This window comes from Zhengella sedimenti (assembly GCF_046506625.1).
Classification (GTDB): domain Bacteria; phylum Pseudomonadota; class Alphaproteobacteria; order Rhizobiales; family Rhizobiaceae; genus Zhengella; species Zhengella sedimenti.
The window spans coordinates 429,466-455,763 of the sequence record NZ_JBKFFP010000003.1 but is presented as its reverse complement, the minus strand read 5'-3'; the positions used below and the strand labels follow the sequence as shown (position 1 = coordinate 455,763).

Annotated in this window: 28 protein-coding genes; 11 read left to right on the top strand and 17 right to left on the bottom strand. The window is 64.5% G+C overall.

Annotation, left to right across the window (positions count from 1 at the left end):
* Positions 1–27 precede the first annotated feature (27 nt).
* The 3 genes from ACLB6G_RS11555 to ACLB6G_RS11545 form a co-directional block, all read right to left on the bottom strand.
* A complete protein-coding gene (locus ACLB6G_RS11555) occupies positions 28–654 on the bottom strand; it encodes a glutathione S-transferase family protein (RefSeq protein WP_410356321.1) in 627 nt (208 codons plus the stop codon).
* An 82-nt stretch (positions 655–736) separates the two neighbouring features.
* Positions 737–1,594: an EAL domain-containing protein gene (locus ACLB6G_RS11550; protein ID WP_410356320.1), complete on the bottom strand. Its 858-nt coding sequence runs from the start codon at positions 1,592–1,594 to the stop codon at positions 737–739.
* A 30-nt stretch (positions 1,595–1,624) separates the two neighbouring features.
* Positions 1,625–2,605 carry an EAL domain-containing protein gene (locus ACLB6G_RS11545; protein WP_410356319.1) on the bottom strand — a complete coding sequence of 327 codons (981 nt, stop codon included), beginning with the start codon at positions 2,603–2,605 and terminating at the stop codon, positions 1,625–1,627.
* Between the two features lie 231 nt (positions 2,606–2,836).
* Between ACLB6G_RS11545 and ACLB6G_RS11540 the strand changes: the two genes are divergently transcribed.
* A complete protein-coding gene (locus ACLB6G_RS11540) occupies positions 2,837–4,039 on the top strand; it encodes a pyridoxal phosphate-dependent aminotransferase (RefSeq protein ID WP_410356318.1) in 1,203 nt (400 codons plus the stop codon).
* 662 nt (positions 4,040–4,701) lie between these two features.
* Positions 4,702–6,762, top strand: coding sequence for an elongation factor G (locus ACLB6G_RS11535; protein ID WP_410356317.1), 2,061 nt, complete (start codon positions 4,702–4,704; stop codon positions 6,760–6,762).
* A gap of 493 nt (positions 6,763–7,255) precedes the next feature.
* On the opposite strand, the gene ACLB6G_RS11530 is transcribed toward ACLB6G_RS11535, so the two are convergent.
* Together ACLB6G_RS11530 and trxB are read right to left on the bottom strand one after the other, a co-directional pair.
* Positions 7,256–8,152 (bottom strand): LysR family transcriptional regulator, encoded by an 897-nt coding sequence (locus tag ACLB6G_RS11530; protein ID WP_410356316.1) that lies wholly within the window; start codon positions 8,150–8,152, stop codon positions 7,256–7,258.
* A gap of 110 nt (positions 8,153–8,262) precedes the next feature.
* Complete coding sequence (gene trxB / locus ACLB6G_RS11525; RefSeq protein WP_410356315.1) at positions 8,263–9,237, bottom strand: thioredoxin-disulfide reductase; 975 nt, start codon at positions 9,235–9,237, stop codon at positions 8,263–8,265.
* A gap of 229 nt (positions 9,238–9,466) precedes the next feature.
* Here trxB and ACLB6G_RS11520 point away from each other — a divergent pair, with 229 nt between their 5' ends.
* On the top strand, positions 9,467–9,952 hold the full coding sequence (locus ACLB6G_RS11520; protein WP_410356314.1) for an Lrp/AsnC family transcriptional regulator: 486 nt from the start codon (positions 9,467–9,469) through the stop codon (positions 9,950–9,952).
* A 42-nt stretch (positions 9,953–9,994) separates the two neighbouring features.
* Positions 9,995–10,849: an FkbM family methyltransferase gene (locus ACLB6G_RS11515; RefSeq protein WP_410356313.1), complete on the top strand. Its 855-nt coding sequence runs from the start codon at positions 9,995–9,997 to the stop codon at positions 10,847–10,849.
* A gap of 9 nt (positions 10,850–10,858) precedes the next feature.
* Here the strand turns inward: ACLB6G_RS11515 and ACLB6G_RS11510 are convergent, their stop codons facing one another.
* From ACLB6G_RS11510 to ACLB6G_RS11475, 8 genes are all read right to left on the bottom strand, one after another.
* Complete coding sequence (locus ACLB6G_RS11510) at positions 10,859–11,497, bottom strand: sulfotransferase family 2 domain-containing protein (RefSeq protein ID WP_410356312.1); 639 nt, start codon at positions 11,495–11,497, stop codon at positions 10,859–10,861.
* Positions 11,497–12,246, bottom strand: coding sequence for an FkbM family methyltransferase (locus ACLB6G_RS11505; protein WP_410356311.1), 750 nt, complete (start codon positions 12,244–12,246; stop codon positions 11,497–11,499). The genes ACLB6G_RS11510 and ACLB6G_RS11505 overlap by 1 nt, the downstream gene beginning before the upstream one ends.
* 141 nt (positions 12,247–12,387) lie before the next feature.
* Positions 12,388–13,152 (bottom strand): Stf0 family sulfotransferase, encoded by a 765-nt coding sequence (locus ACLB6G_RS11500; RefSeq protein WP_410356310.1) that lies wholly within the window; start codon positions 13,150–13,152, stop codon positions 12,388–12,390.
* A 55-nt stretch (positions 13,153–13,207) separates the two neighbouring features.
* The gene (locus ACLB6G_RS11495; protein WP_410356309.1) at positions 13,208–14,044 is read right to left on the bottom strand and encodes a glycosyltransferase family 25 protein; all 837 of its coding nucleotides are present in this window, start codon (positions 14,042–14,044) and stop codon (positions 13,208–13,210) included.
* A 183-nt stretch (positions 14,045–14,227) separates the two neighbouring features.
* On the bottom strand, positions 14,228–15,082 hold the full coding sequence (locus ACLB6G_RS11490; RefSeq protein ID WP_410356308.1) for a glycosyltransferase family 2 protein: 855 nt from the start codon (positions 15,080–15,082) through the stop codon (positions 14,228–14,230).
* Positions 15,079–16,137: a glycosyltransferase family 4 protein gene (locus tag ACLB6G_RS11485; RefSeq protein WP_410356307.1), complete on the bottom strand. Its 1,059-nt coding sequence runs from the start codon at positions 16,135–16,137 to the stop codon at positions 15,079–15,081. The genes ACLB6G_RS11490 and ACLB6G_RS11485 overlap by 4 nt, the downstream gene beginning before the upstream one ends.
* A 22-nt stretch (positions 16,138–16,159) precedes the next feature.
* Positions 16,160–16,633, bottom strand: a complete 474-nt coding sequence (gene greA, locus ACLB6G_RS11480) for a transcription elongation factor GreA (protein WP_410356306.1) — start codon at positions 16,631–16,633, stop codon at positions 16,160–16,162.
* Positions 16,634–16,811: 178 nt separating this feature from the next.
* On the bottom strand, positions 16,812–17,360 hold the full coding sequence (locus tag ACLB6G_RS11475; RefSeq protein ID WP_410356305.1) for a PH domain-containing protein: 549 nt from the start codon (positions 17,358–17,360) through the stop codon (positions 16,812–16,814).
* Between the two features lie 153 nt (positions 17,361–17,513).
* Between ACLB6G_RS11475 and ACLB6G_RS11470 the strand changes: the two genes are divergently transcribed.
* The 5 genes from ACLB6G_RS11470 (at position 17,514) to ACLB6G_RS11450 (ending at position 21,387) form a co-directional block, all read left to right on the top strand.
* Positions 17,514–18,647, top strand: a complete 1,134-nt coding sequence (locus ACLB6G_RS11470; RefSeq protein ID WP_410356304.1) for a PQQ-dependent sugar dehydrogenase — start codon at positions 17,514–17,516, stop codon at positions 18,645–18,647.
* A 26-nt stretch (positions 18,648–18,673) separates the two neighbouring features.
* Entirely contained in the window at positions 18,674–19,159 is a 486-nt protein-coding gene (locus ACLB6G_RS11465) for a DUF1499 domain-containing protein (RefSeq protein ID WP_410356303.1), read from the top strand.
* A gap of 108 nt (positions 19,160–19,267) precedes the next feature.
* Complete coding sequence (locus tag ACLB6G_RS11460) at positions 19,268–20,152, top strand: DMT family transporter (protein ID WP_410356302.1); 885 nt, start codon at positions 19,268–19,270, stop codon at positions 20,150–20,152.
* A gap of 97 nt (positions 20,153–20,249) precedes the next feature.
* A complete protein-coding gene (locus ACLB6G_RS11455) occupies positions 20,250–20,984 on the top strand; it encodes an extensin-like domain-containing protein (RefSeq protein WP_410356301.1) in 735 nt (244 codons plus the stop codon).
* A 34-nt stretch (positions 20,985–21,018) separates the two neighbouring features.
* Positions 21,019–21,387, top strand: coding sequence for a thiol-disulfide oxidoreductase DCC family protein (locus ACLB6G_RS11450; protein WP_410356300.1), 369 nt, complete (start codon positions 21,019–21,021; stop codon positions 21,385–21,387).
* Between the two features lie 15 nt (positions 21,388–21,402).
* On the opposite strand, the gene ACLB6G_RS11445 is transcribed toward ACLB6G_RS11450, so the two are convergent.
* The 3 genes from ACLB6G_RS11445 to ACLB6G_RS11435 all read right to left on the bottom strand — a co-directional run bounded on the left by ACLB6G_RS11445 (position 21,403) and on the right by ACLB6G_RS11435 (position 23,292).
* Positions 21,403–21,792 carry an acyl-CoA thioesterase gene (locus ACLB6G_RS11445; RefSeq protein WP_410356299.1) on the bottom strand — a complete coding sequence of 130 codons (390 nt, stop codon included), beginning with the start codon at positions 21,790–21,792 and terminating at the stop codon, positions 21,403–21,405.
* Between the two features lie 189 nt (positions 21,793–21,981).
* Positions 21,982–22,371: a c-type cytochrome gene (locus tag ACLB6G_RS11440; protein WP_410356298.1), complete on the bottom strand. Its 390-nt coding sequence runs from the start codon at positions 22,369–22,371 to the stop codon at positions 21,982–21,984.
* Positions 22,372–22,539: 168 nt separating this feature from the next.
* A complete protein-coding gene (locus ACLB6G_RS11435) occupies positions 22,540–23,292 on the bottom strand; it encodes an SDR family oxidoreductase (protein ID WP_410356297.1) in 753 nt (250 codons plus the stop codon).
* Between the two features lie 320 nt (positions 23,293–23,612).
* Between ACLB6G_RS11435 and ACLB6G_RS11430 the strand changes: the two genes are divergently transcribed.
* Positions 23,613–23,840, top strand: a complete 228-nt coding sequence (locus ACLB6G_RS11430) for an EF-hand domain-containing protein (protein ID WP_410356296.1) — start codon at positions 23,613–23,615, stop codon at positions 23,838–23,840.
* A 184-nt stretch (positions 23,841–24,024) separates the two neighbouring features.
* Here ACLB6G_RS11430 and msrA read toward each other — a convergent pair whose 3' ends face one another.
* Complete coding sequence (gene msrA / locus ACLB6G_RS11425) at positions 24,025–24,537, bottom strand: peptide-methionine (S)-S-oxide reductase MsrA (protein ID WP_410356295.1); 513 nt, start codon at positions 24,535–24,537, stop codon at positions 24,025–24,027.
* 136 nt (positions 24,538–24,673) lie between these two features.
* On the opposite strand from msrA, the gene ACLB6G_RS11420 reads away from it, so the two are divergent.
* A complete protein-coding gene (locus tag ACLB6G_RS11420; protein WP_410356294.1) occupies positions 24,674–26,281 on the top strand; it encodes a calcium-binding protein in 1,608 nt (535 codons plus the stop codon).
* The last annotated feature ends 17 nt before the right edge of the window (positions 26,282–26,298 follow it).

The following is a 26,298-nucleotide window of genomic DNA, read 5'->3' as shown; positions in this document are numbered from 1 at the left end:
CATCCATGCTGTCCTGATCGAAAAGAATTACGCCGGATTGTCGCCCAGCCAGTCGAGAGGCACATGCGGCGCGTCGGCTTCAACCCGTTTCAGCCAGTCCGAAACGGCCGGAAAGCGCGCCAGGTCGAATCCGCCGCGCGTCCCGGCGCTGTGGGTATAGGCATAGAGACAAAGGTCCGCGGCGGTGATGCTGTCGCCCGCCAGGAACGGCGTCCCTTGCAACTGGATGTCCATCACATTCAGGTTGCGGTGCCCGGCCTCCAGCAGTGGATCGAGCACGTCGGCACGGCGTTCGCCGGCGCGATGGTCGTAGCACAGGATGGCGGCGCGCACGGCAATGGTGGCCTCATGCGAATTCTGCTCCCAGAACATCCACTGGTGAACCTTCGCCCGCGTGAACCGGTCATCGGGCAGGAAGCGCGTGCCTTCGGAAAAATACAACAGGATGGCATTGGACTCCGACAGCACCCGGCCGTCCTCGAACTGCACGAGCGGAACCCGGCCATGCGGATTGAGCGCGCGGAAGACCGCGCTCGTGGTGACGCCGGAGCCGTATTCGGCCGGCACGTGCCGGAACGGGATGCCGAGCTTGGCCAGCAGCAGGCGCACCTTGTAGCTGTTACCCGAACTGGGCATGGAATAAAGCGTGATCATTCGGGGCCATGTCCTGTTCAAACGGCAAGGGATCATGCGTCAGCCCGGCCCGGCCGACCAGTCAGCAATGCTGTGCGACCGATCAATATTGCTGATGGCGCGGGGTCTGGCGCTGCTTGAGTACCGTGATGTTCGCGCCGGGCCGCTTCAGCGCCGTCGCGCTGAGATCCTGCCAGCCGGTGGCCCGCCCCGCCGGGACCGCAGGGGCAAGATATCCGCCCTGCAGCCAGGTGACACCCGCGTCAAGCGCGACCTCAAGCTGTGCCGCGGTGCTGATCCCTGTCATCGAGACGCCGGAGCCGGCGTGGCGCATCCGGTCCACAAGGTTGCGCAGCAACGACCGGGCTTCGGGCACGTTTTCCAGCCAGGCACCTGACCACTCGACACCCAGATGCAGCATGTCCGCCCCGCATTCCCCGGCCTTCGCGACCGAAAGGCCCGGATCCTCCCCGCTGCCCATCCTCAAGGCGACGCGAACGCCGCTTTCACGCGCGGCGGCAACCGCTCCGGCCGCCTCGCCGGCGATGGAAAGCGGCAACCGCCAGACAAGCTGGTCCGCCATCATGAAGGCATCGCGGGCAGCACCAAGCAGCAGGTCGAGCGCTGCCGGCGCCATGTTGGCCGAACCCTGGTGATCCTCGCAGAAGCACAGCGTCTCGGGATCGAGGAAAGCCAGGTTGCAGCGTGCAAGGCCGGACGCCTGCGATGCACCAGGCCCGTCGGCGAGTTGGCGCAACAGGCTTGCCGGCTTGGCTGTGCCATGGGGCCGGATGCGGGCCGTGGCGAAGTCCGGCCGGAGCTTGTCGCCCAGAACGCGAAAGAAGGGCTGGAAAACCGTCTCGAAATGGATGTCGCCGAACCTGAGCCGCGCGCGGCCCGTCTCGTCGCGGATGAACTCGCCCCCCTGCCGGGTTTCCCCCGGTGTGCTCGCTTGCGTCAAGACAGCCTGCCTCCTGCCATGGGCTTCCTGTCATCCATTGCGGATCTTTCGGCCGAAGGTGCGAACCTGACGGCAAGGCGCCGCCTTCACTGTCACGGATGCCGGACGTTCGGGCGCGGGCGCCGCGGATACATTAGCCCGATCTGGAGGATCTTGAAAGACGTCCGCCGGCGCGGCCGCCCGGACATCCGGTGCCACACGAGGTTCACCGCCGGTCTGCCCGCCCCAGAAATCGGCGAACCCGGTCGGCGCGAGTTGCGGCCGGGCCAGCACGAAACCCTGCACCATGCGCACCTTGCTGTTCTCCGCGAGGTCGAGTTGCCAATGCTCCTCGATGCCCTCGAAGAGGGTGGCAATGCCCCAGCCGTTGAAGGTCTGCACCATGGTCTTGAGCAGTTCGAATCCGGGATCACTGTCCATCAGCCGGGTGATCCATGCCGCGTCGAACTTCACGATGTCGGGCTGCAGGTCCCGGATGCGGGCCATGTCGGAATGGTCAGCGCCGTAATCGTCGACGGCGATGCGGAATCCATGCGCGCGCAGCGCCGCCACGAACTGGCTCAACGCGGCGTGCGAGGCAGCCTTCTGTTCGGTCACCTCGGCCACGATACGCGATGGCTCGACGCCCGACTCGTGCAATGTCAGGCGCATTTCCCTGAGCGCCCGGTCTGCCGTGCCGCGGTCGCAATAGACCGACGGATCGAAATTGACGAAAAGCGAGGTGCGCGGGTCGAGGAAGCGCCCCCCGTTCAGCAGGTGCAGGCCGCGCGTCAGCGTTTCGACCTCAAGGCGGTCCTGCTCGGGTATGGAACCGAAGAAGACGGCCGGAGATACCGGCTCGCCGTCGCGAAACGGTCGCGCCAGTCCCTCGAAGGCCGCGATCTCCAGCTTGCCGCCGCCAAAGCGGAAAACAGGCTGGAACGCCGAGCGGATGACAAATGGCCCCCACACCCCTTCCGAGGTGCCGTCGTCCTTGCGGATCACATGGGCCAGGCCAACGCTTCGTGTCATTGCGCTTTCGCCGCGCGCCTCTGTTTCGGCGGTTTCCGGTGCGCCCGCATGGCGCGACCCTGCCGTTCAGGATACCGTTCAAGCTTTCACGGCCGGTTAACATGCGCCAGGGCGGGGTGTGAAAGCACCGGCGCGCCCGCGCAAAGCCTTGAAGTACATCGCCCATGACGCTAAGAGCAGGCCGCGCCGACCAGCGCGTTTTCCTGGAGCCACAACCATTGGAGCCCTGCCATGGCCTTTCTCGCCGACGCCCTTTCCCGCGTGAAGCCCTCCGCGACCATCGCCGTCGCGCAGAAAGCCCGTGAACTGAAAGCCAAGGGCCGCGACGTGATTTCGCTGGGCGCCGGCGAACCCGATTTCGACACGCCGGACAACATCAAGAACGCCGCCATCGAGGCCATCCGGCGCGGCGAGACCAAGTACACCCCGGTCGCCGGCATTCCGGAACTGCGCCAGGCGATCGCCGCCAAGTTCAAGCGCGAGAACGGCCTCGACTACGACTGGACCCAGACCATCGTCGGCACCGGCGGCAAGCAGATCCTTTTCAATGCATTCATGGCCACGCTCAATCCCGGCGACGAGGTGATCATCCCGGCGCCCTACTGGGTTTCCTATCCGGAAATGGTGCTGCTGTGCGGTGGCACGCCGGTCCCAGCCGCCACCACGCTGGAACGCGAGTTCAAGCTGACGCCGGAGGCGCTGGAAGCCGCCATCACGCCGAAGACCAAGTGGCTCATCTTCAACTCGCCGTCGAACCCGTCCGGCGCCGCCTACACCCATGCCGAACTGAAGGCGCTGACCGATGTGCTGATGCGCCATCCCCATGTCTGGGTGCTGACCGACGACATGTACGAGCACCTGGTCTATGGCGACTTCACCTTCTGCACGCCTGCCGAGGTCGAACCCGGCCTCAAGGACCGGACGCTGACCATGAACGGCGTCTCCAAGGCCTATGCCATGACCGGCTGGCGGATCGGATATGCCGCCGGCCCGATGGAACTGATCAAGGCCATGGACATGATCCAGAGCCAGCAGACCTCCGGCGCCTGCTCCATCGCCCAGTGGGCGTCGGTCGAGGCGCTGAACGGTCCGCAGGATTTCATCCAGACCAACAAGACGATCTTCCAGAACAGGCGCGACCTCGTCGTTTCCATGCTCAACCAGGCCGACGGCATCAATTGCCCGACGCCGGAAGGCGCCTTCTACGTCTATCCTTCCTGCGCCGCCCTCATCGGCAAGACCGCGCCGTCGGGGAAGGTGATCGCCAACGACCAGGATTTCGTCACCGAACTCCTGGAGACCGAGGGCGTGGCCGTGGTCCATGGCGAACCCTTCGGCCTCGGCCCGAACTTCCGCATTTCCTACGCCACGTCGGAAGCCCTGCTGGAGGAAAGCTGCAAGCGCATCCAGCGCTTCTGCGGCAACTGCCGCTGATCCGGTTCCTTCCGGAAACCATGCTTCAGGCGCCGCCCGACGGGCGGCGTTCCTGCTTTCAGGGTTTTCCTTGGCGCATCAGATACCTGGCCCATGGAGCACGAAGCATTTCATGAGCTCCGCAACCCGGCTCCCAGGCGCGATGCGTCATCCGGCCCGCAGCCGCCATGCATCGCAGGCAACCTTGAATCGTTGTCTTGATTTCATACAACAAATGATTGTTTTTAACGCCGAAAAACGCGGAAGTTGAACCGTCGGTTCAAGAACCCCGGCGCCCCGATTTCAAACGGAAGACCGCTGCGGATATTCAACCATCATGGCAGGTTCATGCGGCAAGTGGCATCCTGAAGACGCAACCCATGCGGGTTTATTGTGCAGATATATATACTTTTACGTGCTTTTGAAACTGTGGCACGAAGCGGTTGAAGCAACCCATGGAGTCCCTTGCTGCGCGGCCGCGGCCGGACTTCTCTCTTGCGCCCGCAAACCTTTGGTGAAACGATGCCGTGTTGCCGGGGTCTACCGGCAGACTGAGCGGCGGCCGGACTTGAGGTTCCGGGAGAGAAGCGGAGGTGCCTTGCGGCGCTCGCCCTTCCCGAAATAGCCGCATGAAAAGCCGGTCCTCCGCTCGCGTCCAACGCGTGAAAAAGGAGGATTGTGCCATGGGTGAACGCGCCGGAAGCAGACGCAAGGGACCGAAATGCATTGCCATTTGCGGTCCCTTCGCAAGCGGAAAGACAACCCTTCTGGAATCCATTCTGGAACGGACCGGCGCCATTCAGCGCGCCGCCGAAACCGGATCGGGCCATACCGTTTCCGACCACTCGCCGGAAGCGCAGGCCCATGCCATGAGCGTGGAGGCAGTCCCCGCCACAACCACTTTCATGGACGAGGAATTCACCTTCATCGATTGCCCCGGCTCGATCGAATTCGCCCATGAGGCCGAGGCCGTGCTGGCTGGCTGCGACGCGGCCATCGTGGTGGCCGAGGCTGACGAGAAGAAGATCCCTGCCCTGCAACTCGTGCTCAAGCGGCTCGACGAACTCGCCATTCCCCGCATCCTCTTTCTCAACAAGATCGACACCGCGAGCACGCGCGTTCGCGACACGGTGGCATTGCTGCAGCCCGCATCCTCGAAACCGTTGCTGTTGCGCCAGATCCCGATCTGGAAGAACAACATCGCCATCGGCGCAATCGACCTGGCGCTGGAGCGCGCCTATGTCTGGCGCGAACACGCCATGAGCGAGCAGACCGACATCCCCACCGAGGAGAAGTCGCGCGAGATCGACGCCCGCTTCACCATGCTGGAAACGCTGGCCGACCATGACGACGCCCTCATGGAGCAATTGCTGGAAGAGATCGAGCCGCCGCGCGACGAGGTCTTCGACGACCTGACCGCCGATCTGCGCGCCGGTCACGTCGTGCCGGTGCTGATCGGTTCGGCGGCGCATGGCAACGGCGTCCACCGTCTGCTCAAGGCCCTGCGCCACGATGCGCCCGACATTTCCGACACGCTCGAACGCCTTGGCATCGATGGCGAAGGCCCGCCGCTGGCCCATGTGATGAAGACGATCCATACGCCCCATGGCGGCAAGCTGTCCGTGGCACGCGTCCTGCGCGGAACGATAACCGACAGCACCGAGATCATGGCCAGCAACGGTGCGGAGGCACGGGTATCCGGCATGTACCGCATGCTCGGCAAGAACCAGGGCAAGATCCCGTCCGCGTCCACCGGCGAGACCGTGGCGCTCGGCAAGCTGGATGGCGTGCCCACCGGGGCCATGCTGTCCCATGGCAAGCAGGCTCCCGGCGGCTTGGCCGCCGCGTCCGGGCCGCAACCGGTCCACGCCGTCGCCATCAAGGCCCGCGATCACAAGGATGACGTGAAGCTGTCGGCCGCGCTCGCCAAGCTCGCCGAGGAAGATCCGGCGCTGCGGATCGAACAGAGCCCGGGCACGGGCGAGACCATCCTTGGCGGCCAGGGCGAGATGCATCTTCGCGTCACGCTGGAGCGTCTTTCCGGCAAGTACCAGGCATCCGTCGAGGTGGGCGAACCGCCGGTTCCCTATCTGGAAACGATCCGCAAGCCGGTGCAGGAACGCGGCCGCCACAAGAAGCAGTCCGGCGGTCACGGCCAGTTCGGCGACGTGGTGCTGGAGATCAGGCCGCTGCCGCGCGGTTCCGGCTTCGAGTTCACCGACACGATCACTGGCGGCGTGGTGCCGAAACAGTATATCCCGTCGGTGGAATCCGGCGTGCGCGATTATCTCTCAAGCGGTCCGCTCGGCCTGCCGGTGGTCGATATCGCGGTCAACCTGTCGGACGGCTCTTACCATTCGGTCGATTCCTCTGACATGGCCTTCCAGATGGCCGCCAAGCTCGCCATGCGCGAAGCCATGCCCAAGGCTTCGCCCGTTCTGCTCGAACCGGTGATGAAGGTGCGCGTCTTCACGCCTTCCGACGCCACGGCAAAGATCACCGCGATCATTCCCCAGCGCCGCGGACAGATCCTGGGTTATGACGGCAGGCCCGGCTGGGAAGGCTGGGATGTGGTGGAAGCGATGATGCCGCAAGCCGGCCTCACCGGCCTGATCATCGAGTTGCGCTCGCTGACCGCGGGTGTCGCCTCATACGAGGCGGAATTCGACCACATGGCCGAACTGACCGGCCGCGCCGCCGACGAGGCGCTTGCCGCCATCCGCGACCGGGCCGCCGCCGCCTGATCCGGGGCCCCAAGGGTCACGAACCCATCCGGCGCAGCCCTTGCGCCGGATTTTTCTTGCCTGTCATGGCGGTGGTGCTTCGGGAGACGGCAAGGCAAAAAAAATGGCCGGATTGAAATCCGGCCAATAAATGGAGCTGCCACTTGTGACAAACCTCCAGAGGGGAACACTCGGAGACGCCAATGGGAGGAGGAATGCGTCTCTGAGATGACGTGGATATGAGCCTTTGGATGATGAATGACAATACGGTATTGTGCATTGCACATATGCATTTGATGCATAGCTTTGCAGGCGATGCATAATTTTTCAACGACTTGCCCTGTCAGGACGGCCATCGGCGCCGAACAAAAAGGCATTCGCACATTTCTTTTTCGCATCGAATATTCTGTGAATAACCGCGGCAGGGCGACAACGGCGAACCGGCCCGTGCAGGGCATGGCGCGATTCGCACGCCCCTGCATCGCGCCCTGATATGGCCAGGCTCATGCCCGGCTCAGTAGTTCCACTTCCGCGCCTTGGACAGCATGAAGTCACGGAAGACATTCAGCTTGGCCTGGTTCTTCATGGCTTCCGGATAGCAGAAATAGGTCTCGAAAGAGGGGACTTCCGTCTGCGGCAGCAATTGAACCAGCCCGCTGTCCTTGCTGACGATGTAATCGGGCAGCATGGCGATCCCCACCCCGCGCTGCACGGCCCGCTTGATGGAGTGCAGGTCATTCATCTGCAGCACCGCTTCCAGCGGCTGGCCGTTCGGGCCGGGCAGCGTTTCCAGCCAGTTGAGGTTCTTCAGATAGGGGATCACCGGCTCACCGAAGGTGATCAGCCTGTGCATGTGCAGTTCCGCCAGCGATTGCGGCTTGCCGTGCCGGTTGACGTAATCGGGCGAGGCCCAGAGATGGAAGTGGACGGTAAACAGCTTGCGCTGGATCAGGTCCGGCTGCGAGGGCGCGCGAAGGCGGATGGCGCAGTCCGCCTCGCGCATCGTCAGGTCCAGTTCCTCGTTGGAAAAAATCAGCTGGAGGCGGATATCGGGATAAAGCTCCAGGAACTCGTCGACGCGGTTCGACAGCCAGCCGGTGCCGAGGCCCACCGTCGTCGTCACCCGCAAGAGGCCCGACGGCCGGTCGGTGGTTTCGGTCAGGCGGTTGCGCACGCTGTCGAGCTTGAGCATCACGTCCTGCGCCGTCGCATACAGCAGTTCGCCCTGCTCGGTCAGCACAAGCCCGCGCGCATGGCGGTTGAAGAGCGGCACGCCGAGATCCTGCTCGAGCGCGCTGACCTGGCGCGAGATGGCCGACTGGGACAGGTTCAGCGTATCGGCGGCATGGGTGAACGAGCCGGCCTGCGCGGCGGCATGGAAAACCCTCAGCTTGTCCCAGTCCACAGGCATGGCGCCCCTCCACGCCGCGTATCATGACCCGGCGCTGCATCTTTTCCGTGAAATTCACGACACGCAAGTGAAACGCGTCACGAAATGAACGGCCGTTTCGTTTTCCCGCCCTATTCGGCGGCTTCCAGCGCCACGTCCTGCGTCGCCAGCCAGCGCTCTGCCTCCAGCGCGGCCATGCAGCCCAGCCCCGCGGCCGTGACCGCCTGGCGGAAGACATCGTCCGTCACGTCGCCGGCGGCGAAGACGCCCTCGACGCTGGTGCGCGTGGAATCGGCCTCGGTCCACAGATAGCCGTTCGGCTTCTGCTTCAGCTTGCCTTCGAACAGCGAGACCGCCGGCGCGTGGCCGATGGCGACGAACACGCCATGGACCGGCATTTCCGTCACCGCCCCGGTCTTGATGTTCTTCAGGCGCACGCCCGTCACCGAGGGCGGCATCGGCGGCTTGGGCTTCTCGCCGACGATCTCGTCGATCACCGTGTCCCAGATGACGGTGACGTTCTCCTTGGCGAAAAGGCGTTCCTGCAGGATGCGCTCGGCCCTGAACTCGTCGCGCCGGTGCACCACGGTCACGTGGTTGGCGATGTGCGACAGGTAGAGCGCCTCCTCCACGGCTGAGTTGCCGCCGCCCACGACGAGCACGTCACGGCCGCGGTAGAAGAAGCCGTCGCAGGTGGCGCAGGCGGACACGCCGAAGCCCTTGAAGGCCGCCTCGCTCTCCATGCCCAGCCACTTGGCCTGGGCGCCCGTGGCGATGATCAGCGCATCGGCGGTCCAGTCCTGGCCCGAATCGGTCTTGAGCCGGAACGGGCGGCTGTCCACGTCGACCTCGGTGACGAGGTCGTTGACGATTTCCGCGCCGACATTCTCCGCCTGCTTGAGCATCGCCGCCATCAGGTCCGGCCCCAGGACCGGATCGGCAAAGCCCGGATAGTTCTCCACGTCCGTGGTGATCATCAACTGGCCGCCCTGCTCCATGCCGGCGATGAGCACTGGCTTGAGCAGCGCGCGGGCGGCGTAGATGGCGGCGGTGTAGCCTGCCGGCCCCGATCCGATGACGAGAACATGAGCATGACGCGCGGCCATGGCGACCCCCTTCCTGGAGCGGCCCCGGCCGCCCTGACATTTACCCGTTCGACGTTTGAGCGTCATCTAAGGGTTCGCGGCATCCGCTTTCAAGTCCCGGCCGGCCTCCGCTCACCGGTTTTGCGCCCTGCCGCGTCAATTGGCGGCGCCTTCCGCCGGGAGTTGGCGGCAGGCCGGTTTTGCCCTAGGAATGAGCGCAGCGCTTCGAACCATCAGGCACAACCCGCCCATGACCACAACGGCCGACCTCGACCAGACGGACTGGAAGATCCTGAAAATCCTTCAGGACGAAGGGCGCATCACTAATGTCGAACTGGCCCGCCGGGTGGGGATATCGGCGCCGCCCTGCCTCAGACGCGTCAAGCGTCTTGAGGAAAGCGGCGTCATCAAGAGCTACCGCGCCCTGCTCGACGCCAAGGCACTGGGCCAGCAGGTGGTCGCCTTCTGCCTCGTTGGCCTGCAGCACCAGACGGAGGCCGGCATCCGCGAATTCGCCGCCAGGGTCAAGGACTGGCCCATGGTACGCCGCGCCTGGACCATGTCGGGAGAAACCGATTTCCTGCTTCATTGCGTCGCGCCCGGCCTGACCGAATTCCAGGACTTCGTCATCGAGACGCTGACCGCCGCGCCCAATGTCGACACGGTGCGCACGGCCCTGACCATCCGCCAGGTCAAGGACGAGGGCCTGGTCAATATTGACATCCCGCGCCTTTGAAGCCAGTCAGCCCCTCTCACCGGGGAAGGAAACCGATAGGCAATGGGCACTGGCTGGACGGATTATGAGACAGCGGCGCAGCCGGGCTCCGGCGGCAACGTGCCTTTCGGCACCTATGCGCCCAATGCCGTGCAACGCGCACTGATCGCCGCCGCCCGGGCCAGCATCCTGCATCGCGGCACCTTCCGGCGCACCATGTTCCGCCTCATCCAGGGGCGCGCGGGCCGTCCGCTCGACGTCATGTTCCGCGATTGCGCCTTCCGCCTGACCGGCGGCGGAAACCTCATCGAATACGGCATCCTGCTGCATCCCGCCTACAACCGGCGCGACATCGACTTCCTCATGGAAGGCGCGGAACCGGGCGATCATTTCGTCGATATCGGCGCCAATATCGGCCTCTACAGCCTGCCGCTGGCCCGCTTCACGGGCTCCGCCGGCAAGGTCGTGGCGATCGACGCCAATGAGGCGGTCTGCGGGAACCTTGCCTTCAATGCCGGGGCTTCCGGCCTGGCGAACGTGTCGGTCTTCGCCGAGGGCGTGAGCGACCATGAGACCCATGCGCGCCTGCGCCGCCGCAAGGACGACATCGCCATCGTCTCGATCCAGGAGGACGATGCCGGCGGCATCCCCGTGCGCCGCCTCTCCTCCATCCTGGACGATGCCGGCATCGCGCGCATTCACGGCCTGAAGATCGACATCGAGGGCCACGAGGACAAGGCGCTCGTTCCCTTCTTCGACACCGAGCCGGAAAGCCGCTGGCCGTCGCGGATCGTCATCGAGACAGCGGGAACGGGAAATGACTATCCCGGTTGCGCGGCCGCCTTCGCCCGCTGCGGCTATGAACTGGTGGAGCGCACGCGGCAGAACTCGCTTTACCGGCTGAAAGGCCGGCCCTGAGCACGTTCCTCACAGCGGATCGTAGCCGAAAAGCGCGAGATCGCGCAGGAAAAGCTCCGTTGCCAGTTGCCGTGTCGTCCTGTCGTAATAGGACCGGTAATCCTTGCGCTGCGTGGTGTTGACACGCGGAAGCGGGCTCGCATCCGCGATGCCGAGGTCTTCCAGAAGCGCAGGGAATTCCGTGTCGAGGCGCTCGAAATGCAGGATGCGGTCGACGATGATGCGGCCCGACCGGTCCGTCACCCATTCCGATTGCCGGATACCCTTGATCCGGTTCTTGCGCTCCATCCGCTCCAGGAAGGCGGGGAAGTCCTCACCTTGCGCCTTGGCATGGCGCGAACTGGCAGGATTGCCGCGCTGGAATTCGTAATAGGACACGGCGTAGTCATACGGATTGCGCACCACGGCGAATTTCAGGCTGTTGTCGAACACGTCGCGCGGCAGCTTCATCCGCGCCCAGCGCGCCGTGTCATGAATGCGCAGCCAGGCCTTTTCCGGGTTCTCCGGGACAGGAAGATGGGACAACAGCCGCCGGTACTGGTTATGCGCGGGCTTCACGCACCAGGGCGCCAGGACGCGCCGGATCGACGTGCCCGCGGTCTTCGGGATGTGGATGAAGAGGAACTTCTTTTCCAGCGACAGGAGCATCAGTTCGGTTTTCTGGCCAGGACCACCGTGTCGTCCATGCGGTCGATCTCGACCAGGCCATGCGCCCGCGCGATCTCCAGCAAGGCGGCGGCGGTGGCTCCCTGTGCGCCATAGGCGTCAGGATGGAGTTCGGCGATGATCATGCCCACATGGTCGAGCATTGCCTCTTCCTGCAGGAAAAGCGCCGCCTCGCCGCCCTCGATGTCGCTGACAAGGGTAAAGCCCTCGCGATGGCCGATCCGTGCCCACAAGTCGGTCAGGGAAACGGCGGGAACGGTGATGCGGCGCCCGCCACCCCCGCCATCATCGAGCGCATTGGCATGCACTTCGGCACCGAGCAGGAAACGCACGGTTCCGCCGCCGGGGAAATAGGCCGCGTGGACGATCTCGGTCTCTCCCGCCGCAGCGCCGCGCCGCGCGTTCGCCGCGCAGGTTTCGAGAATGTCCGGGTTTGCCTCGACAACGACATGGCGAACACCCGGCGACAGCCGCGAGCGGATCAGCGCCGAGACGACCCCCAGCGAGCCGCCCAGTTCGATGACCGGACGGTCACAGGGAAGGTGCCGCTCGATCAGCGCGGCTTCGGCGCGTTCATACTTGCCGCGCAACAAGGCGCTGGCTGCACCTAGGCCGGCTGAAAGCGGCACGGACACACCGACGCCGCGGAAGTCGTAGACCTCGCCATGCCGGGCGACATGGCGCTTCACCCGCCGGCTACGGAAAAAATCGCGAAAGCTGTTTCTGTTCATCGCCTGCCACCGCAACGCGCCCCACGCCGCGCGAACGCGCATGGCACGGAACCCTCTGGAGCCTTGGCAGACGTATATTTTGTTTTGCTAGATTATTGAATCCTTATTTGCCAGCAGGCAGGCAAAGCCCGTCCGGAACGCCTACCTGATGGTGTAGGAGGCCGGCTTGAGCGGTTTGCCGCGCAGGAAGCGGAAGAAATTGGAGATTTTCCGCGTCGGGTAAACGGATGCCGCCGCCTGTTCGAGGAAATCACGGTTCTTCGCATCCTGCCGGAACCGATCGCACCATTCGTCGGTCTTGGAATCACGCTGGATCTTCAAGGGGGAGTTTTCAAAGGCCACCCCGTCGAGGTCCGCATGTTCTGCGATGGCATTCACATAGGGGCTTGGGTCCGGAAGCATGTCCTCGTAAACGACGTGCTTGTGCGGCAAACCGCGCAGGGCGACGTAGCTTCTCCAGAAATCATAGGAACGGCCGATCCCGAAATAGCACCGGCATATCAGATCGAAGTCATACACTGCCTTCTGCCCGGTTTTTCCGAACGATGTCCAGGCATTGTCCTGGAGGGCGCGGGCAAAGGAAACGGCCTGCTTGACCCGGTCGTTTCGCGTCACCAGGACAGAAAATAGGTCATGCTCTTTCTGTAGGCGCCCGATGATGTCGAAACCATAGGCCAACTGGAACCAGTGCAGATGCCGCGGGAACATCTTGATGGCGAAAAAGCCATTGTCCGTGGTTGATTTTTCGAGAATGGCCGAAATGAAGGTATCGGCGGAAACGTGCCTCGCCTTTATCCCGAGATGCTGCTCGTCAACCCATTCGTCAGAGTGGCCCAATTTCCCCGTACTGTTGGCGAGCGAGGCCAGCCATGTGGTGCCCGACCGGCCTTCCGACAGGATGATCACTCCACGCATGTCCGTTTTTTTCCTCTTGCCAGCAGACCGCGGCAGCTCGATCTGACTAAGGGTTGTATTTCAGCTTGACCCAGGAGCGGCCCGCGACAGGACAAGTGATCTTCTTCCACAGGTAGTGGGCCGCACGCGCAAATGGTCTTTTGAACTCGGTCCAGGTCTTGCACAGAAAGTGGCGAACCGGATGACTTCGCTTTTGCAAGACCTTCTTGCTCTCGACGCGCCCGGCTTCCAGCGTTGACCCCTCCGCCGCAGCCGGCAGGAAGCGTTCCTGCGAGAACTGCTGATGGATGCACACCGCCGGCTCGGCCTGCCACAGCATGAAATCGGGAATGACCGTCGTCGCGGGATCGAAGATCGCGTGATCGACCGGTTGCGAGAAGGTCTCCGTCCGTTCCAGCAGCGCCGCCGCGCATTCGCGCGACAGGATATAGGCGCCACATCCGACATGCAGCGACAGCAACCGCCGGATCCGCACCCCGCCGGCCGGCACGCCCATCGCCCCCAGTTCGATGTGGCGCCGCGTCGCCTTGTCGAGTTTCACGACATGCATGTCGCCGGTCAGCCAGGACGCATCGGTCAGCAACCTCGCCAGGCTGCGGGAGAAATGCACATCGTCCTCGAACACCGCGCCGTGCCCGTTTTCCAGCGCCGCGATCCTCTTCCAAGCCGCGCGATGGCTCAGGAAGCAGGCGACCTCGGACCGGGTGAGCTGTCTTTCGCCCTCTTTCGGGGAATAGACGCGCCGGACCTGTTCCTCCTCCATCGCCTGCCCGTTGCAGGCATTTATTCGATGCATTTCTAATTTATTTTCTATTGATAGAGAATCTATGTATTTTCTTCTTTCTTTTGATTTTTCTAAATTAATATAGTACGCAGGTATCAAGCGATGATCCCGTACCAATACTTTTCATTATTGGTCAGGTGCCTCATCCGGGGATGGATCGTCAACCCGGATTTTGTTCGGAAAGCAATTTGTCAGGGCAACCGGGATGGCGGCGCGGCCCGGATTCACGTCGGCGGAACCCCGGAGCGGCGCCTGGAAAGGTCCTGCAATGGCGGAAAGGGCCTACCCGCCGGACCGCTCGCCGACCCGGCTGAGCACGCCCTTCAGATAGGCCAGGGCCTGCGCCCGCTTGCGGGCAGAGACCAGGTTGGCCGGCGACAGCAGCTTCAGGATCGCCCCGGCGAGACTGCCCAGGACAGGAAACGGCCGGCCATGCTTGCGCATGGCGTAAAGCCGCGAACGCGCCATGTGATAGGACTTGATGCGCGCCGTTTCCGGATTGCGCGGCGAACCGCGCCCCTCCAGGTGAACGATCTCGGCCTCGCGCACGAAGCGCAGCGGCCCGAAGCGCTGCTTGAGGCGCAGCGAAAGGTCGTCATCCTCGTGATAGAGGAAGATTGCCGGGTCGAATCCGCCTTCCGCCTCGAACTGCGCGCGCCGGCAGAAGAAGGCAGCCCCCGAGAGGACCGGCACCGGCCCGCTTTCCTCCGGCCATCCGCGCGCCAGCCTTTCGCGCCGCGCAAGCAGGATCGAACCGCGCTTGAAATAGGCCTGGCCGTTGCGGTCGCGAATGCGCGGATTGAAGCCGCTGGCGTTGGGATGGGCGTCCGCCGCCGCTTCCAGCGCCGCCAGGGCGCCCGGCTCCAACGCCGCGTCCGGGTTGAGGAAAAGCAGGAACTCGGTCCCGGCCAGCGCCGCGCCGGCATTGCAGCCGCGCCCGAAGCCGAGGTTTTCCTCCAGGCGCACCACATGGGCGCCGGCCGCGCGCGCGATCTCGCCGCTGGCATCCGTACCGGCATTGTCGACCACGACGACCGGCACGCCCTGCGGGATCGAGGCCAGCATGGCGGGCAGCACGTCCGCGCTGTTCCACGCGACCGAAACGATGGTGGTGCGCGGCGTGCCGGGCGCGGTCATCGCATACTCTCCCCGGCCCACAGCCGGTCATAGACGGCCTGCAAGCCCTGCGCCTCGCGCGCCAGCGCGAAATGCGCCCGCACGTGTTCCAGCGCCGCCGCGCCATGGGCATCCGCCAGCGCGGGGTCGGCCAGATAGGGCCGGATCGCCTCGCGCAGCGCCGCGCCGTCGCCGGCCGGCACCACGGCGCCCGTCTTTCCTTCCAGGATCATCTCGGAATAGGCCCCGGCATCGCTGGCCACCACCGCCGTGCGCGAGGCCATCGCCTCCAGCGGCGTCAGGCCGAAGCCCTCGTTGCGCGACGGCGCGACATAGAGGCTCACCCGCCGGTACCAGGGCCGGATGTCGTCCACCTCGCCCAGAAACCGGATGCGATCGTTGAGGCCCGCCGCATCGATTCGCGCCTGCAGCCGGTCGGCGAAAGCCCTGTGCTCGGGCGTCACCCGCCCGGTGATGACCGCCGTCCAGCCGGGATGGTCCGGCAGAAGGGCGATCATCGCATCCACGAAGAGATCGGTGCCCTTCTGTTCGCGCACCCGGCCGAAACAGCCGACCGCCCGCTCGCCGGGCAGTCCGGACGCCGCAAAGGCGTCGGATGCGTCGCGTGGCGGATGGAACCGCTCCAGGTCGATGCCGTGCATGTTCACGGTGTGGGGCACGTCGAGATAGGAACCGGATCGCGCGCTCGTCGCCACCACGGCGTCCATGCGCCGGATCAGCCATTTGGTGAAGGGCTTGTGGTGGCGCTGCGCCGCCGATGTGAACAGGAGTTTCAGCGGCATGCGCAACACGTCGCGCAGCACGATGCCGGCGATCATCTCGACATTGCGCCGCGCGTGCCAGATGCGCCAGCGCCGCCGTGCCGGCCGGCGCCAAAGGGCCGGAACCTGCCACCACGCCATGGACGGCATGCCCTCAGGCAGACCGGGCCCGAGCGTGACGATGGAAAGCCCGGAGCGCGCCTGCTCCGGCACGAGCTGGATCACCGTCGACGTGACGCCGGACAGCCGCCGCTTGAAATGCGGTGCGATGACCTCGACGTCCCTGATCCGCATGGTGCCCGTCCGCCCCGCCGTGTCAGACGTATCTGACCTCGAGGATCTCGTAGCCCTTGGCCCCGCCCGGAGCGTTCACCTCGATGGTGTCGCCGGCTTCCTTGCCGATCAGCGCGCGGGCGATGGGGGAGGAAATGGAAATCCGGCCCTCCTTCACATCGGCCTCCTGGTCGCCGACGATCTGGTAGGTCTTCTCTTCCTCGGTATCCTCGTCGACAAGCAGCACCGTGGCGCCGAACTTGATCGTGCTTCCGCCCAGCTTGGCCACGTCGATCACCTCGGCGCGGGCCACCAGGTCTTCCAGTTCGCCGACCCGGCCCTCGTTTAGGCTCTGGGCTTCCTTGGCCGCGTGGTATTCGGCGTTTTCCGAAAGGTCCCCGTGGGCGCGCGCTTCGGCGATGGCGTCAATGATGCGCGGACGTTCTTCCTGCTGGCGCCAGCGCAGTTCCTCCTTCAGCGCCTCGAAGCCTCGTTGCGTCATTGGTACCTTGTTCATGGTCTCACCTGTACTTCGGCGTCCGGGCCGGGCCCGGCTGCCGGGTTGTCACTGTGCGGAACTTGCCCGTTCCCCTCGCGAACGGACAAAAAGAAAACGGTCACCGGTACGATCCGGCGAACCGTTCAGACTGAAAAGCAAATATAACACCGATTTGGGCATTTTCACGCGAAAAATGTCAGGCCGCGCCGGCGGCGGCCGCTTGCAGCCCCTGGCGGGCAGGCCGCTGGCGCATTCCCCTCTGGCGGTGACGCGCCATGGCCGCGATCGCCCTTTTCGCCCGGGCCGCGTCCTTCAGGCCGGAAACGCTGACATGCCCGCCATCGGCAAGTTCGAGCACCAGGCTTCCGCTGCCGGTCAGCCTTCCGTTCAGGCTTCCGCGAAGCGTCATGCCGGTGACGAAGTCGTAACTCAGCGTTTCGCGCCGCGGTGCGGTCACACCCTGTTCGATCACGATGGCATGGGAAAGAAGCTGCACGCGCTGCGCCGCCGCCGCCAGCAGGCCATGCGCGGCCAGCACCGGGCTGGCCAGGCAACCGCCCAGCAGCGCAAGGCGGGCGAGCGGTACGGAACCCTGCCCGCCAAGCCAGAACGCGAACCACGTGCCCATGAAGAGGCAGGCAACGCCAAGCGCCGGCAGCAGGAATGCCGCAAGGGAGACGGCGAATGCCGCGCGGGCTTCTTCCGGCGCGACGGGGATGTGCGGGTTGTCGTTGACCCCCTGCATGCCTGATTCTCCGTATGGCGTCCGCGAGAGGATACACGCATTGCGCGCCTTGCGACAGGCGGTCGGTCACGCAAGGCCGGCGCGCCATCACCTTGGCGTGAACGGCCTGCCGGGCAACTTGCCCGCGCGCCCATATTCCCTAAATTTCAGGTCATGAGAAACAACGCACTCACAACCGCCCTCGCCGCGGCAGGCCTGCTGGCCGCTGCATCCGCTTTCGCGCAGACGACTACGCACGAGACATCCGCCGGTCCGGTGACGGCCACCGTCATGACCGACGGGCTTTCCCATCCCTGGGGCATGGCCTTCCTGCCTGACGGATCCGTCCTTGTGACGGAGCGGGAAGGACGCCTGCGCCTTTTCGCCGATGGCGCGCTCTCCGCTCCCATAAGCGGCGTGCCGGAGGTCGCCGATACCGGCCAGGGCGGCCTGCTCGACGTGGCGCTCGCCAGCGACTTCGCCGAAACCGGCACGATCTTCCTGTCCTTTTCCGAACCGGGTCGTGGCGGCCAGGGCACGGCCATTGCGCGGGCGCGCCTGGTGCGTGACGGCGCTCCTCCGCGGCTGGAGGATGTGCGCGTGATCTTCACCATGGCCGCGAAGACACGCTCCGGCCGGCATTTCGGCTCGCGCATCGTGCCCGCGCCCGACGGCACGATCTTCTTCACCATCGGCGACCGGGGCGACGATGACCGCGCGCAGGACATGAACGACCATGCCGGCGCGGTGCTGCGAATCAATCCGGACGGCTCCGTTCCCCGTGACAACCCCTGGACAGGCCAGGACGGCACGCGGCCGGAACTCTGGTCCAAGGGCCACCGCAATCCGCAGGGCGCGACCTGGGACCCGGTGACGGATTCGCTCTGGATCACCGAACATGGCGCGCGCGGCGGCGACGAGTTGAACCAGCCGCAACGCGGCCGCAACTATGGCTGGCCGGTCATTTCCTACGGCGCGCATTATTCCGGCGCGAAGATCGGCGTCGGCAGCGAAGCCCCCGGATACGAACAGCCCGAATTCTACTGGGACCCCTCCATCGCGCCATCGGGCCTCACCGTTTATGATGGCACGATGTTTCCCGAATGGCAGGGCGATTTCCTGGCCGGTGCGCTGAAATTCCAGCTTGTTTCCAGGGTCGAGCGCGGTGCGAACGGGGAAATCGGCCCCGAGGAACGGATCTTCGAAGGCGCATTCGGGCGCATCCGCGATATCGAGGTGGCGTCCGATGGCGCCATCTGGCTCATCACCGACGAGGATCCGGGCCAGCTTGTCCGTATTGCCCGATAGGGCGTCCCAAAGGCATGAGAATGGTCATGACCACCGTCTATATCGTCCTCGCCATTCTCGTTGCCGTCGGATTGGTCTTTGCCTTCGACCGGCACGGCTTCTGGGAACGCATGGCCGGACCCGCCGATCTCGGACGCTACGATTTCGACAACGCCCCGCGCAGCCGCACGCCCAATGATGCGCTTGCCTGCACGCCCGGCCTTTGCGGCAGCGAACCGGATATCGTGCTTGGCGAAAGCGATGAAACGCCTGCGGCCCTTGTCGCGGCCATAGCCCTGCGCGTGGCGGACGGGCACCGGCCGTTTGAGCGCGTCGATGACGGCCGCGACCCCGGCTATGCCCGTTTCGTCGTCCGCTCGCCGCTCATGCGTTTTCCCGATACCGTCGACATCGAGGCGCTCGAACTGGCCAATGGCAGGACCGGCCTGCGGGCCTATGCCCGCGCCCAGCTCGGCCGCGCCGATTTTGGTGCCAACAAGGCCTTTCTGCGCGCCATCCTGCCGCCCGGCTGACATGAACCTGTCAGCCTTTTCGATGGCAACCATCGACGGATTTTGATTGACCGGGCGCTTGTGCCGGGGGAGACGGGTCGGGCAACCGCCTGTCCGGGATCCCGAGCCATGACCCGCATCCGAGCAAACCTGCTTCTCCTCACCTCCGGCGCCATCTGGGGCATGGGTTTTGTCGCACAGTCGACGGCCATGGAGAGCATCGGTCCGTGGCTGTTCATCGGTTTGCGCTTCGCCATTGCCACGCTGGCCATGCTGCCGCTTGCACTGCGCGAGGCCCGTCGCGCGGACACGCCGCTGTCCCGCGCCGACTGGCGCGCCTTCACGCTCACCGGGCTCTTCTTCTTTGCCGGCATGGGCGCCCAGCAAGTGGGCCTGCAGACAACGTCGGTGACCAATGCGGGTTTCCTCACCGGGCTTTATGTCGTCTTCACGCCCTTCCTCGCCATCGCCCTGTTCCGCCAATGGCCGCATCCGGTGATCTGGCCGGCCGCCGCGCTGGCCATGACCGGCATCTGGTACCTGTCGGGAGGACGGCTGGAGAGCCTGACGCCGGGCGACTGGCTGACCGTCCTGTGCGCGCTGTTCTGGGCCATGCAGGTCACGCTGACCGGGCGCTACGCCGCCTCGTCCGGCCGCCCGGTCGCGCTTGCCGTCACGCAGTTCGCGCTCAGCGCCGTGCTCGGCCTGGGCTTCGCCATCGCCATGGAACCGTGGGACATGGCGGCAATCGGCCTTGCCGCGCCGGAAATCCTCTATGCCGGCATCTTTGCCGGTGGCATCGCCTTCACCATCCAGGCGGTGGCACAGCGCCATACGACCGCGCCGCAGGCCGCGATCTTCCTGTCCTCGGAGGCCGTGTTCGCCGCCATCCTCGGCGCCCTCCTCCTTGGCGAAAGGCTTGGGTTGCAGGGCTATGCCGGCTGCGCGCTGATGCTGGCCGCCATGCTCGCGGTGGAAATCGTCCCGGCGCTGAAACGCCGCAAGCCGGCCTGACATGCCACGCAATGGCCTTGGGCGTTAACGCCGGGGGCAAGGCTTCCTTTACCGCCGCCATATTAGCGTTCCTGCTTTCACGATTGCGGAGCAGGACATGACAGGCATGAAGAACCGGGTTGCCCGTGCCCTGGCGCTCGCCATCACGGGATTGGCGCTCACCGCCTGCTTCGGCGACGACGACACGCTGCGTCCGTCCGCCGGCGTCGACCGTCAGACCCGCACCGCCTCGCTGTTCGGCGGCATGATGAGCCCGGACCTGTTCGCCGAGCCGTCGCAAGTCATGCCGGCCGCCGAAACGGCCTGCCGCAAGCGCCTCAAGCGCCTCGACGTCGAATTCCGCGATCTGCCGCGCATCAGCGAGGGGGGCGGCTGCGGCATCGCATGGCCGGTGGAGGTCACCCGCCTGCCCCATGGCGTGAAACTGCAACCGGCTGCCACGGTGACCTGTGCCATGGCCGAAGCCGTGGCGAAGTGGACGGACGAGGAACTGGTGCCGGCGGCGCGCCTGCGCTACCTGTCCGGCGTCGACACCATCCGCCAGGGTTCGTCCTATTCCTGCCGCCGCATTCGCGGCGAGGGCAAGCTTTCGGCCCATGCCACCGGCGATGCCATCGACATCATGGACATCACGCTCAACAGCGGCCGCAAGGTCGATGTGCGCAAGCCCGGCTTCTTCTCCTTCCGCGAAAAAAGCCTGCTGGCCTCTGTCCGCGAGGACGCCTGCCCCTATTTTTCCACCGTGCTGGGACCCGGATACGATCGCGACCACAGGGATCATTTCCATTTCGACGTCATGAAACGGTCGTCCGGCTACCGCGTGTGCAAATAGGGCAGTTCCTGCCCGGATGTGACGAGGGCAGGACATGGCACCGGTCGAGGTCTGGTATGACGGGCAATGCCCGGTCTGCCGCATGGAAGTGGGCTGGTATGGCCGGATGGACCGCGCGGGCGCCATCGCCTGGCATGACATCACGGCCCTGCCGGACCATGCGCTGCCACCCGGGAAGACGCGCGACGATCTGCTGAACCGCTTTCACCTCCGCGACACGCAGGGCCGCTGGCATGTCGGTGTCGATGCCTTCGCGCGGATCTGGCGGGAATTGCCCTTCCTGCGCCACGCCGCCTTCCTGTTCAGGGTTCCCGGCCTGCGGCAGATGGCCGGGGCGGGTTATCGCCTGTTCCTGGCCTGGCAGCGAAGCCATCGCCGGCGCCGCGCCGGAAACCGGCCCTGACGCCCCGGCACCGGCTCATCCTTCGGGCGGGATCGGCGTCGGACGCCCCTCCGCATCCAGCGCCACCATGATGAAATCGGCATGGGTGACGCGTTCCATGATGTCGGAGAGATAACGCTGCGCCCAGGCTTCCACCGCCAGGACCATGGACGTGCGCCCCACCTTCACGATGTCGATGTGGATGGCCAGCGTGTCGCCAACCTTCATCGGCTTGGCGAAGGACATTTCCTTGACAGCCGCCGTGACGACACGGCCGCGCGCCCGCTCGGCGGCGCGAATCCCGCAGGCAAGGTCCATCTGCGCCATCACCCAGCCGCCGAAGATGTCGCCGGCGGCATTGGCATCCGCCGGCATCGCCAGCGTGCGCAGTGTCAGCTCGCCCTTCGGCGCGATCGTCTCCGTCATGGCATCCGTCCCGTTTTGCCTTGCTCCGCTTCCCGGTTAGGCAAGTCCGCACATCCGGTCAACTGCCGCCACCGGCAAGTCCGTTGCGCGCAACGCAAAAACAAGCGGCGCACCCTGGGAGTGCGCCGCCCGGCCACGTCGGGCACCCGTCCCCTCGAAGGGCGCCCGCGCCGGAGCCGGTTTCCGGGATCAGTTGGCCAGCGATTTCAGGTAGGCGACGATCATCTCCTGCTCGGCCTTGTCCTCCACGCCCACATGGCGCATGCGCGTGCCGGGCAGCATGCCGTCATTGTCCTCCATCCAGGCTTTCAGCGAGGCCTCGGTCCAGACGATGCCGGAATTCTTCAAGGCGTCGGAATAGGCAAAGCCGTCCAGGCTGCCGGCCTTGCGGCCGACGACGCCGGCCAGCGGCGGACCATAGGTCTTGCCGCCTGCGGCGGCCGGGTTGTGGCAGATCTGGCAGCGCTGGCCGAAGAACAGCTTGCCGGCTGCGACCATGGCGTCCTCGGCAAAGGCCGGTTGCGCGGCGGCAAGGCCGGACAGGGCAGCCAGTGCGGCAACCAGATGGCGTTTCGTCATGTACATCGTTTTCCCCTCCCTCTCGGGATCGTGAATCTCGACCCGGAACCCGGGCCGGCCCCTCGTCAGGGCCGGCGGCATGCTGCGCCCGCACACGGCCGGCCGGATTGACGCGGATCAATCCGGCAGGTGTACTTTGGTGCAAATGCACGCAACCGGACGGAAGCGTCAGTCCTGCGTCAAGGGCAGCACCTGGCCCGTGACCGCACCGCCATCGACGGTGAACTCGCTGCCCGTCGAGTAGGTCGCCTCGCACATCAGGAAGCGGACCATGCGGGCCACCTCGTCGGCTTCCCCGAACCGCGGGATCGGCTGGGCGGCCGCCACCTCGTCACCCATGCCGTCTGTCATCGGAGTGCGGATGGGACCCGGATGCACCGAGACGACACGGATGCCGTCGGGCGCCAGATCCAGCGCCGCCGCCTTGGTGAGCCCGCGCACACCCCACTTGCTGGCGACATAGGCGGCCAGCCCGCCATAGCCCTGCAGCCCGGCTGTCGAGGAGGTGTTGACGATCACCCCGCCACCGGCGCGCTTCAGCGCGGGCGCCGAGGCCCGCATCCCGAGGAAGACGCCATAAAGGTTGATGTCGGTCACCCGCCGGAATTCCTCCGGCGTGCAATCGTTGATGCCGGCGAAGGACACCACCCCGGCATTGTTGAACAAGGCATCGAGGCCGCCGAACGCCTCTTCCGCCGCTGCGACGGCAGCCTGCCAGTCATCGGCACTTGTAACGTCGAGATGGCGGTAGATGGCATTGTCGCCCAGTTCGGCGGCCAGCGCCTCGCCTTCGCCGTCGAGCACGTCGGCCAGCATTACCTTTGCCCCGTCCGCGGCCATGAGCCGTGCCGTTGCCGCGCCGATGCCCCGTGCCGCGCCGGTCATCAGAATGCGCATTCCGGAAGGATGACGGATGGTCATGTCGTATCTCCGTGTCTGTTGCCGGTGTTCGCCCCTTATTGATAGGAAAACAGCATGAAGACCGGATGTCATTGACAAGGATCAGCCCGGCCGGTCGAAGCCATGCGGCACGTTTCGGACGGTCCCGCCGGACAGGTTCCATCAAGATGCGTAAATATCTGTAATATTACAACAATTCATATGTCGGGAGGCGGCATGGAAGTGAAATCGGGGCCGTCAATCCGCCGCAATCGGCAGGCCGATTGAGAGCCGTTCGCGGCGGTTCTCCCGGCGATCGCGAACAGGATGAACCCGAAAACGGGAGAAAAAGGAGTCATTCCATGAAGAAGCTCATCCTGGCCCTGGGCCTGTCCACCTTCGCCTTCGCGCCGCTCCATGCACAGGACGCGGACTTTGCAACGACAGATGCCAACGGCGACGGCATGGTGACCATGGAGGAAGCCACGGCTGCCGGCTACACCTGGACGGACGAGGAATTCGCGGGCGCCGACACCGACGGTTCCGGCGCACTCTCCGAAGAGGAATTCACCGCCGCCACGGCCGGCTGATCATCCATGATCTCTTTCTCCGGCGTCGCACGTTGAGCCCGCCCTGGCGGGCGAAGCGCAAGACCCGGAACATCAACAGGACCCGGAGACCGCGTCGCCGAAACCCCATCAATGTGGCGCGTGATCCGGATGCGAACCCCGGCGGCCATTGGCTGCCGGGGTTTGTTTGTCGGGCCGGCGGCGATCAGCCGGCCGCGCGCCTGGGCAGCACCCAGCCCGGCCGCGGGAAATGGCAGGTATAGCCGTTGGGATAGCGCTCCAGATAGTCCTGGTGCTCCGGTTCCGCCTCCCAGAAATCGCCTGCGGGCTCCACTTCGGTGACCACCTTGCCGGGCCAGAGGCCGGAGGCCTCGACATCGGCGATGGTGTCGCGCGCGACCGCCTCCTGCTCGGGCGAAAGGAAATAGATCGCGGAGCGGTAGGACCGGCCGACATCGTTGCCCTGCCGGTTCAAAGTCGTGGGATCGTGGATCTGGAAGAAGAACTCCAGCAGGTCGCGATAGCTGATGCGCGCCGGATCGAAGACGATCTCGATGCCCTCGGCATGGTCGCCATGGTTGCGATAGGTGGCATTGGGCACATCGCCGCCGGTATAGCCGACGCGCGTGGACAGCACGCCCGGAAGCTTGCGGATGAGATCCTGCATGCCCCAGAAGCACCCGCCCGCGAGAATGGCGGTCTCTGTCTTGTCAGTCATGGAATGAAACCTCCTGCTTTGGGCCGTAATGGAAGATATGGCCCGGAACCGGGGCGGGCAAGGTTCGAGGGATTCCGCTTCCTTATTTCAGCTCTATATGAAATGCTGTTTTCCAACAGACAACGGAGCAAGTGAAATGCCCGGATATTTCGGTGGACCAGATCCCGATTCTTTCATCGGAACCGCCTCTGCGGACATCTTTTTTGGCGGCGGCGGCTACGACACCTTCTATGGGGTCGGCGGTTCCGATGAGATGTATGCCGGCGATGACGGCGCCCTGATGTATGGCGGCGCCGATGGCGACACGATTTTCTTCTACGGCGATATAGACAACGAGAACGGCTATGGTGACGCCGGAAACGACACGTTCAATGTTGTTGATGGCGTGAATGATAACGATTCGATCTATGGCGGTGACGGTGTTGACAGCGTCTATTTCTACGGGCGCGAGAACTATGTAATAGATCTTGTAAACGAAACCGTAAGACCCATGTTTAATTCTACAGGGTCGGCCGATATTTCCGGGATTGAATACATATATGGGGGCGATGGCGCCGAGGAATTCGTAGGAAGCGACAATGCAGACCACTTTTACGCTGGCATAGGCCAGGACGTACTCTACGGCGGCGCCGGTTACGACTATCTCTATGGTGGGTTTGGATATGATTATCTGCGTGCGGGAGCCGATGGCGGTTATCTGGACGGCGGCGCGAGCAACGACACATTTAGTTCTTACGGCGCGATCGATCATGAAGACATGTATGGCGGTCGCGACGACGATATCTTCTATGTCGACGTGGGCATCAACGCGGAGGATGATTTCTATGGCGGCGATGGTGTCGATACTTTCCGCTTCAGCAGTTCCGCCCCGAACAATGCGGTAGTCGCGGACCTGGACGCGGGCACCATCAACTATCGCTATGGGGGCTTTTCCCAGGACGTGGACCTGGTCGGGTTTGAAATCATCCTTACCACTCCCGGAAATGACATCGTCATTGGAAACGCCAGCAACAACACGATCAGCAGCGGTGACGGTGATGACATCCTGTATGGCGGCGATGGCGCCGATACGATTTTTGGTGGCATGGGGAATGACACCATTTCTGGCGGCGCTGGTGCCGACAGGCTCTATGGTTACTCGCAGTACACCACCAGCAACGGCGGTATGGACATTCTCGATTACAGCGGCTCGAATGCGGCTGTCACCATTTCACTGGCCACGGAGACGGCCAGCGGGGGCCACGCGACCGGCGACCGCATCGACGGTTTTTCAGGCGTGATCGGCTCTGCCTACAATGACCGGCTGATCGGCAACCATGCCGACAACCAGTTCCAGGGCGGCGCAGGAAACGACGTGTTCCTTGGCTACAATGGCGGAGACCGCCTTGACGGGGGGACCGGGCGGGACGTCATCTACAGCGGCAATGGCAGCGACGTGATCGTCTATACGGACCTGGGCGACTCGACACTCCTGTTTGCGGGCAGGGACAGGATTCAGGATTTCCAGAATGGCGTGGACCGGTTTGATCTGTCCGCGATCGACGCGGATACGGCAACGGCGGGCGATCAGGCCTTCACCTATGTCGATGGTTCGTTCACGGGCGTGGCCGGCCAGTTGCGGTCATGGGAAACCGCGGGCCTCACATTCATTGAAGGGGATGTGAACGGTGACCGGATCGCCGATTTCCGTATCGAACTGCTGGGAACGGGTCTTGGCATCGATATGGGCGATTTCATATTCTGACGGTTTCCGACGGTCTT

Bases quoted from the DNA above. Each gene is read 5' to 3' on its own strand.
- ACLB6G_RS11435 (WP_410356297.1), bottom strand. From the start codon at position 23,292: ATGACCATCCGTCATCCTTCCGGAATGCGCATTCTGATGACCGGCGCG.
- ACLB6G_RS11465 (WP_410356303.1), top strand. From the start codon at position 18,674: ATGACCACCGTCTATATCGTCCTCGCCATTCTCGTTGCCGTCGGATTG.
- ACLB6G_RS11490 (WP_410356308.1), bottom strand. From the start codon at position 15,082: ATGACCGCGCCCGGCACGCCGCGCACCACCATCGTTTCGGTCGCGTGG.
- ACLB6G_RS11470 (WP_410356304.1), top strand. From the start codon at position 17,514: ATGAGAAACAACGCACTCACAACCGCCCTCGCCGCGGCAGGCCTGCTG.
- ACLB6G_RS11505 (WP_410356311.1), bottom strand. From the start codon at position 12,246: ATGAACAGAAACAGCTTTCGCGATTTTTTCCGTAGCCGGCGGGTGAAG.
- ACLB6G_RS11440 (WP_410356298.1), bottom strand. From the start codon at position 22,371: ATGACGAAACGCCATCTGGTTGCCGCACTGGCTGCCCTGTCCGGCCTT.
- ACLB6G_RS11460 (WP_410356302.1), top strand. From the start codon at position 19,268: ATGACCCGCATCCGAGCAAACCTGCTTCTCCTCACCTCCGGCGCCATC.
- ACLB6G_RS11555 (WP_410356321.1), bottom strand. From the start codon at position 654: ATGATCACGCTTTATTCCATGCCCAGTTCGGGTAACAGCTACAAGGTG.
- ACLB6G_RS11450 (WP_410356300.1), top strand. From the start codon at position 21,019: ATGGCACCGGTCGAGGTCTGGTATGACGGGCAATGCCCGGTCTGCCGC.
- ACLB6G_RS11475 (WP_410356305.1), bottom strand. From the start codon at position 17,360: ATGCAGGGGGTCAACGACAACCCGCACATCCCCGTCGCGCCGGAAGAA.
- ACLB6G_RS11430 (WP_410356296.1), top strand. From the start codon at position 23,613: ATGAAGAAGCTCATCCTGGCCCTGGGCCTGTCCACCTTCGCCTTCGCG.
- trxB (WP_410356315.1), bottom strand. From the start codon at position 9,237: ATGGCCGCGCGTCATGCTCATGTTCTCGTCATCGGATCGGGGCCGGCA.
- msrA (WP_410356295.1), bottom strand. From the start codon at position 24,537: ATGACTGACAAGACAGAGACCGCCATTCTCGCGGGCGGGTGCTTCTGG.
- ACLB6G_RS11535 (WP_410356317.1), top strand. From the start codon at position 4,702: ATGGGTGAACGCGCCGGAAGCAGACGCAAGGGACCGAAATGCATTGCC.
- ACLB6G_RS11445 (WP_410356299.1), bottom strand. From the start codon at position 21,792: ATGACGGAGACGATCGCGCCGAAGGGCGAGCTGACACTGCGCACGCTG.
- ACLB6G_RS11455 (WP_410356301.1), top strand. From the start codon at position 20,250: ATGACAGGCATGAAGAACCGGGTTGCCCGTGCCCTGGCGCTCGCCATC.
- ACLB6G_RS11540 (WP_410356318.1), top strand. From the start codon at position 2,837: ATGGCCTTTCTCGCCGACGCCCTTTCCCGCGTGAAGCCCTCCGCGACC.
- ACLB6G_RS11420 (WP_410356294.1), top strand. From the start codon at position 24,674: ATGCCCGGATATTTCGGTGGACCAGATCCCGATTCTTTCATCGGAACC.
- ACLB6G_RS11530 (WP_410356316.1), bottom strand. From the start codon at position 8,152: ATGCCTGTGGACTGGGACAAGCTGAGGGTTTTCCATGCCGCCGCGCAG.
- ACLB6G_RS11485 (WP_410356307.1), bottom strand. From the start codon at position 16,137: ATGCGGATCAGGGACGTCGAGGTCATCGCACCGCATTTCAAGCGGCGG.
- ACLB6G_RS11515 (WP_410356313.1), top strand. From the start codon at position 9,995: ATGGGCACTGGCTGGACGGATTATGAGACAGCGGCGCAGCCGGGCTCC.
- ACLB6G_RS11520 (WP_410356314.1), top strand. From the start codon at position 9,467: ATGACCACAACGGCCGACCTCGACCAGACGGACTGGAAGATCCTGAAA.
- ACLB6G_RS11545 (WP_410356319.1), bottom strand. From the start codon at position 2,605: ATGACACGAAGCGTTGGCCTGGCCCATGTGATCCGCAAGGACGACGGC.
- ACLB6G_RS11510 (WP_410356312.1), bottom strand. From the start codon at position 11,497: ATGCTCCTGTCGCTGGAAAAGAAGTTCCTCTTCATCCACATCCCGAAG.
- greA (WP_410356306.1), bottom strand. From the start codon at position 16,633: ATGAACAAGGTACCAATGACGCAACGAGGCTTCGAGGCGCTGAAGGAG.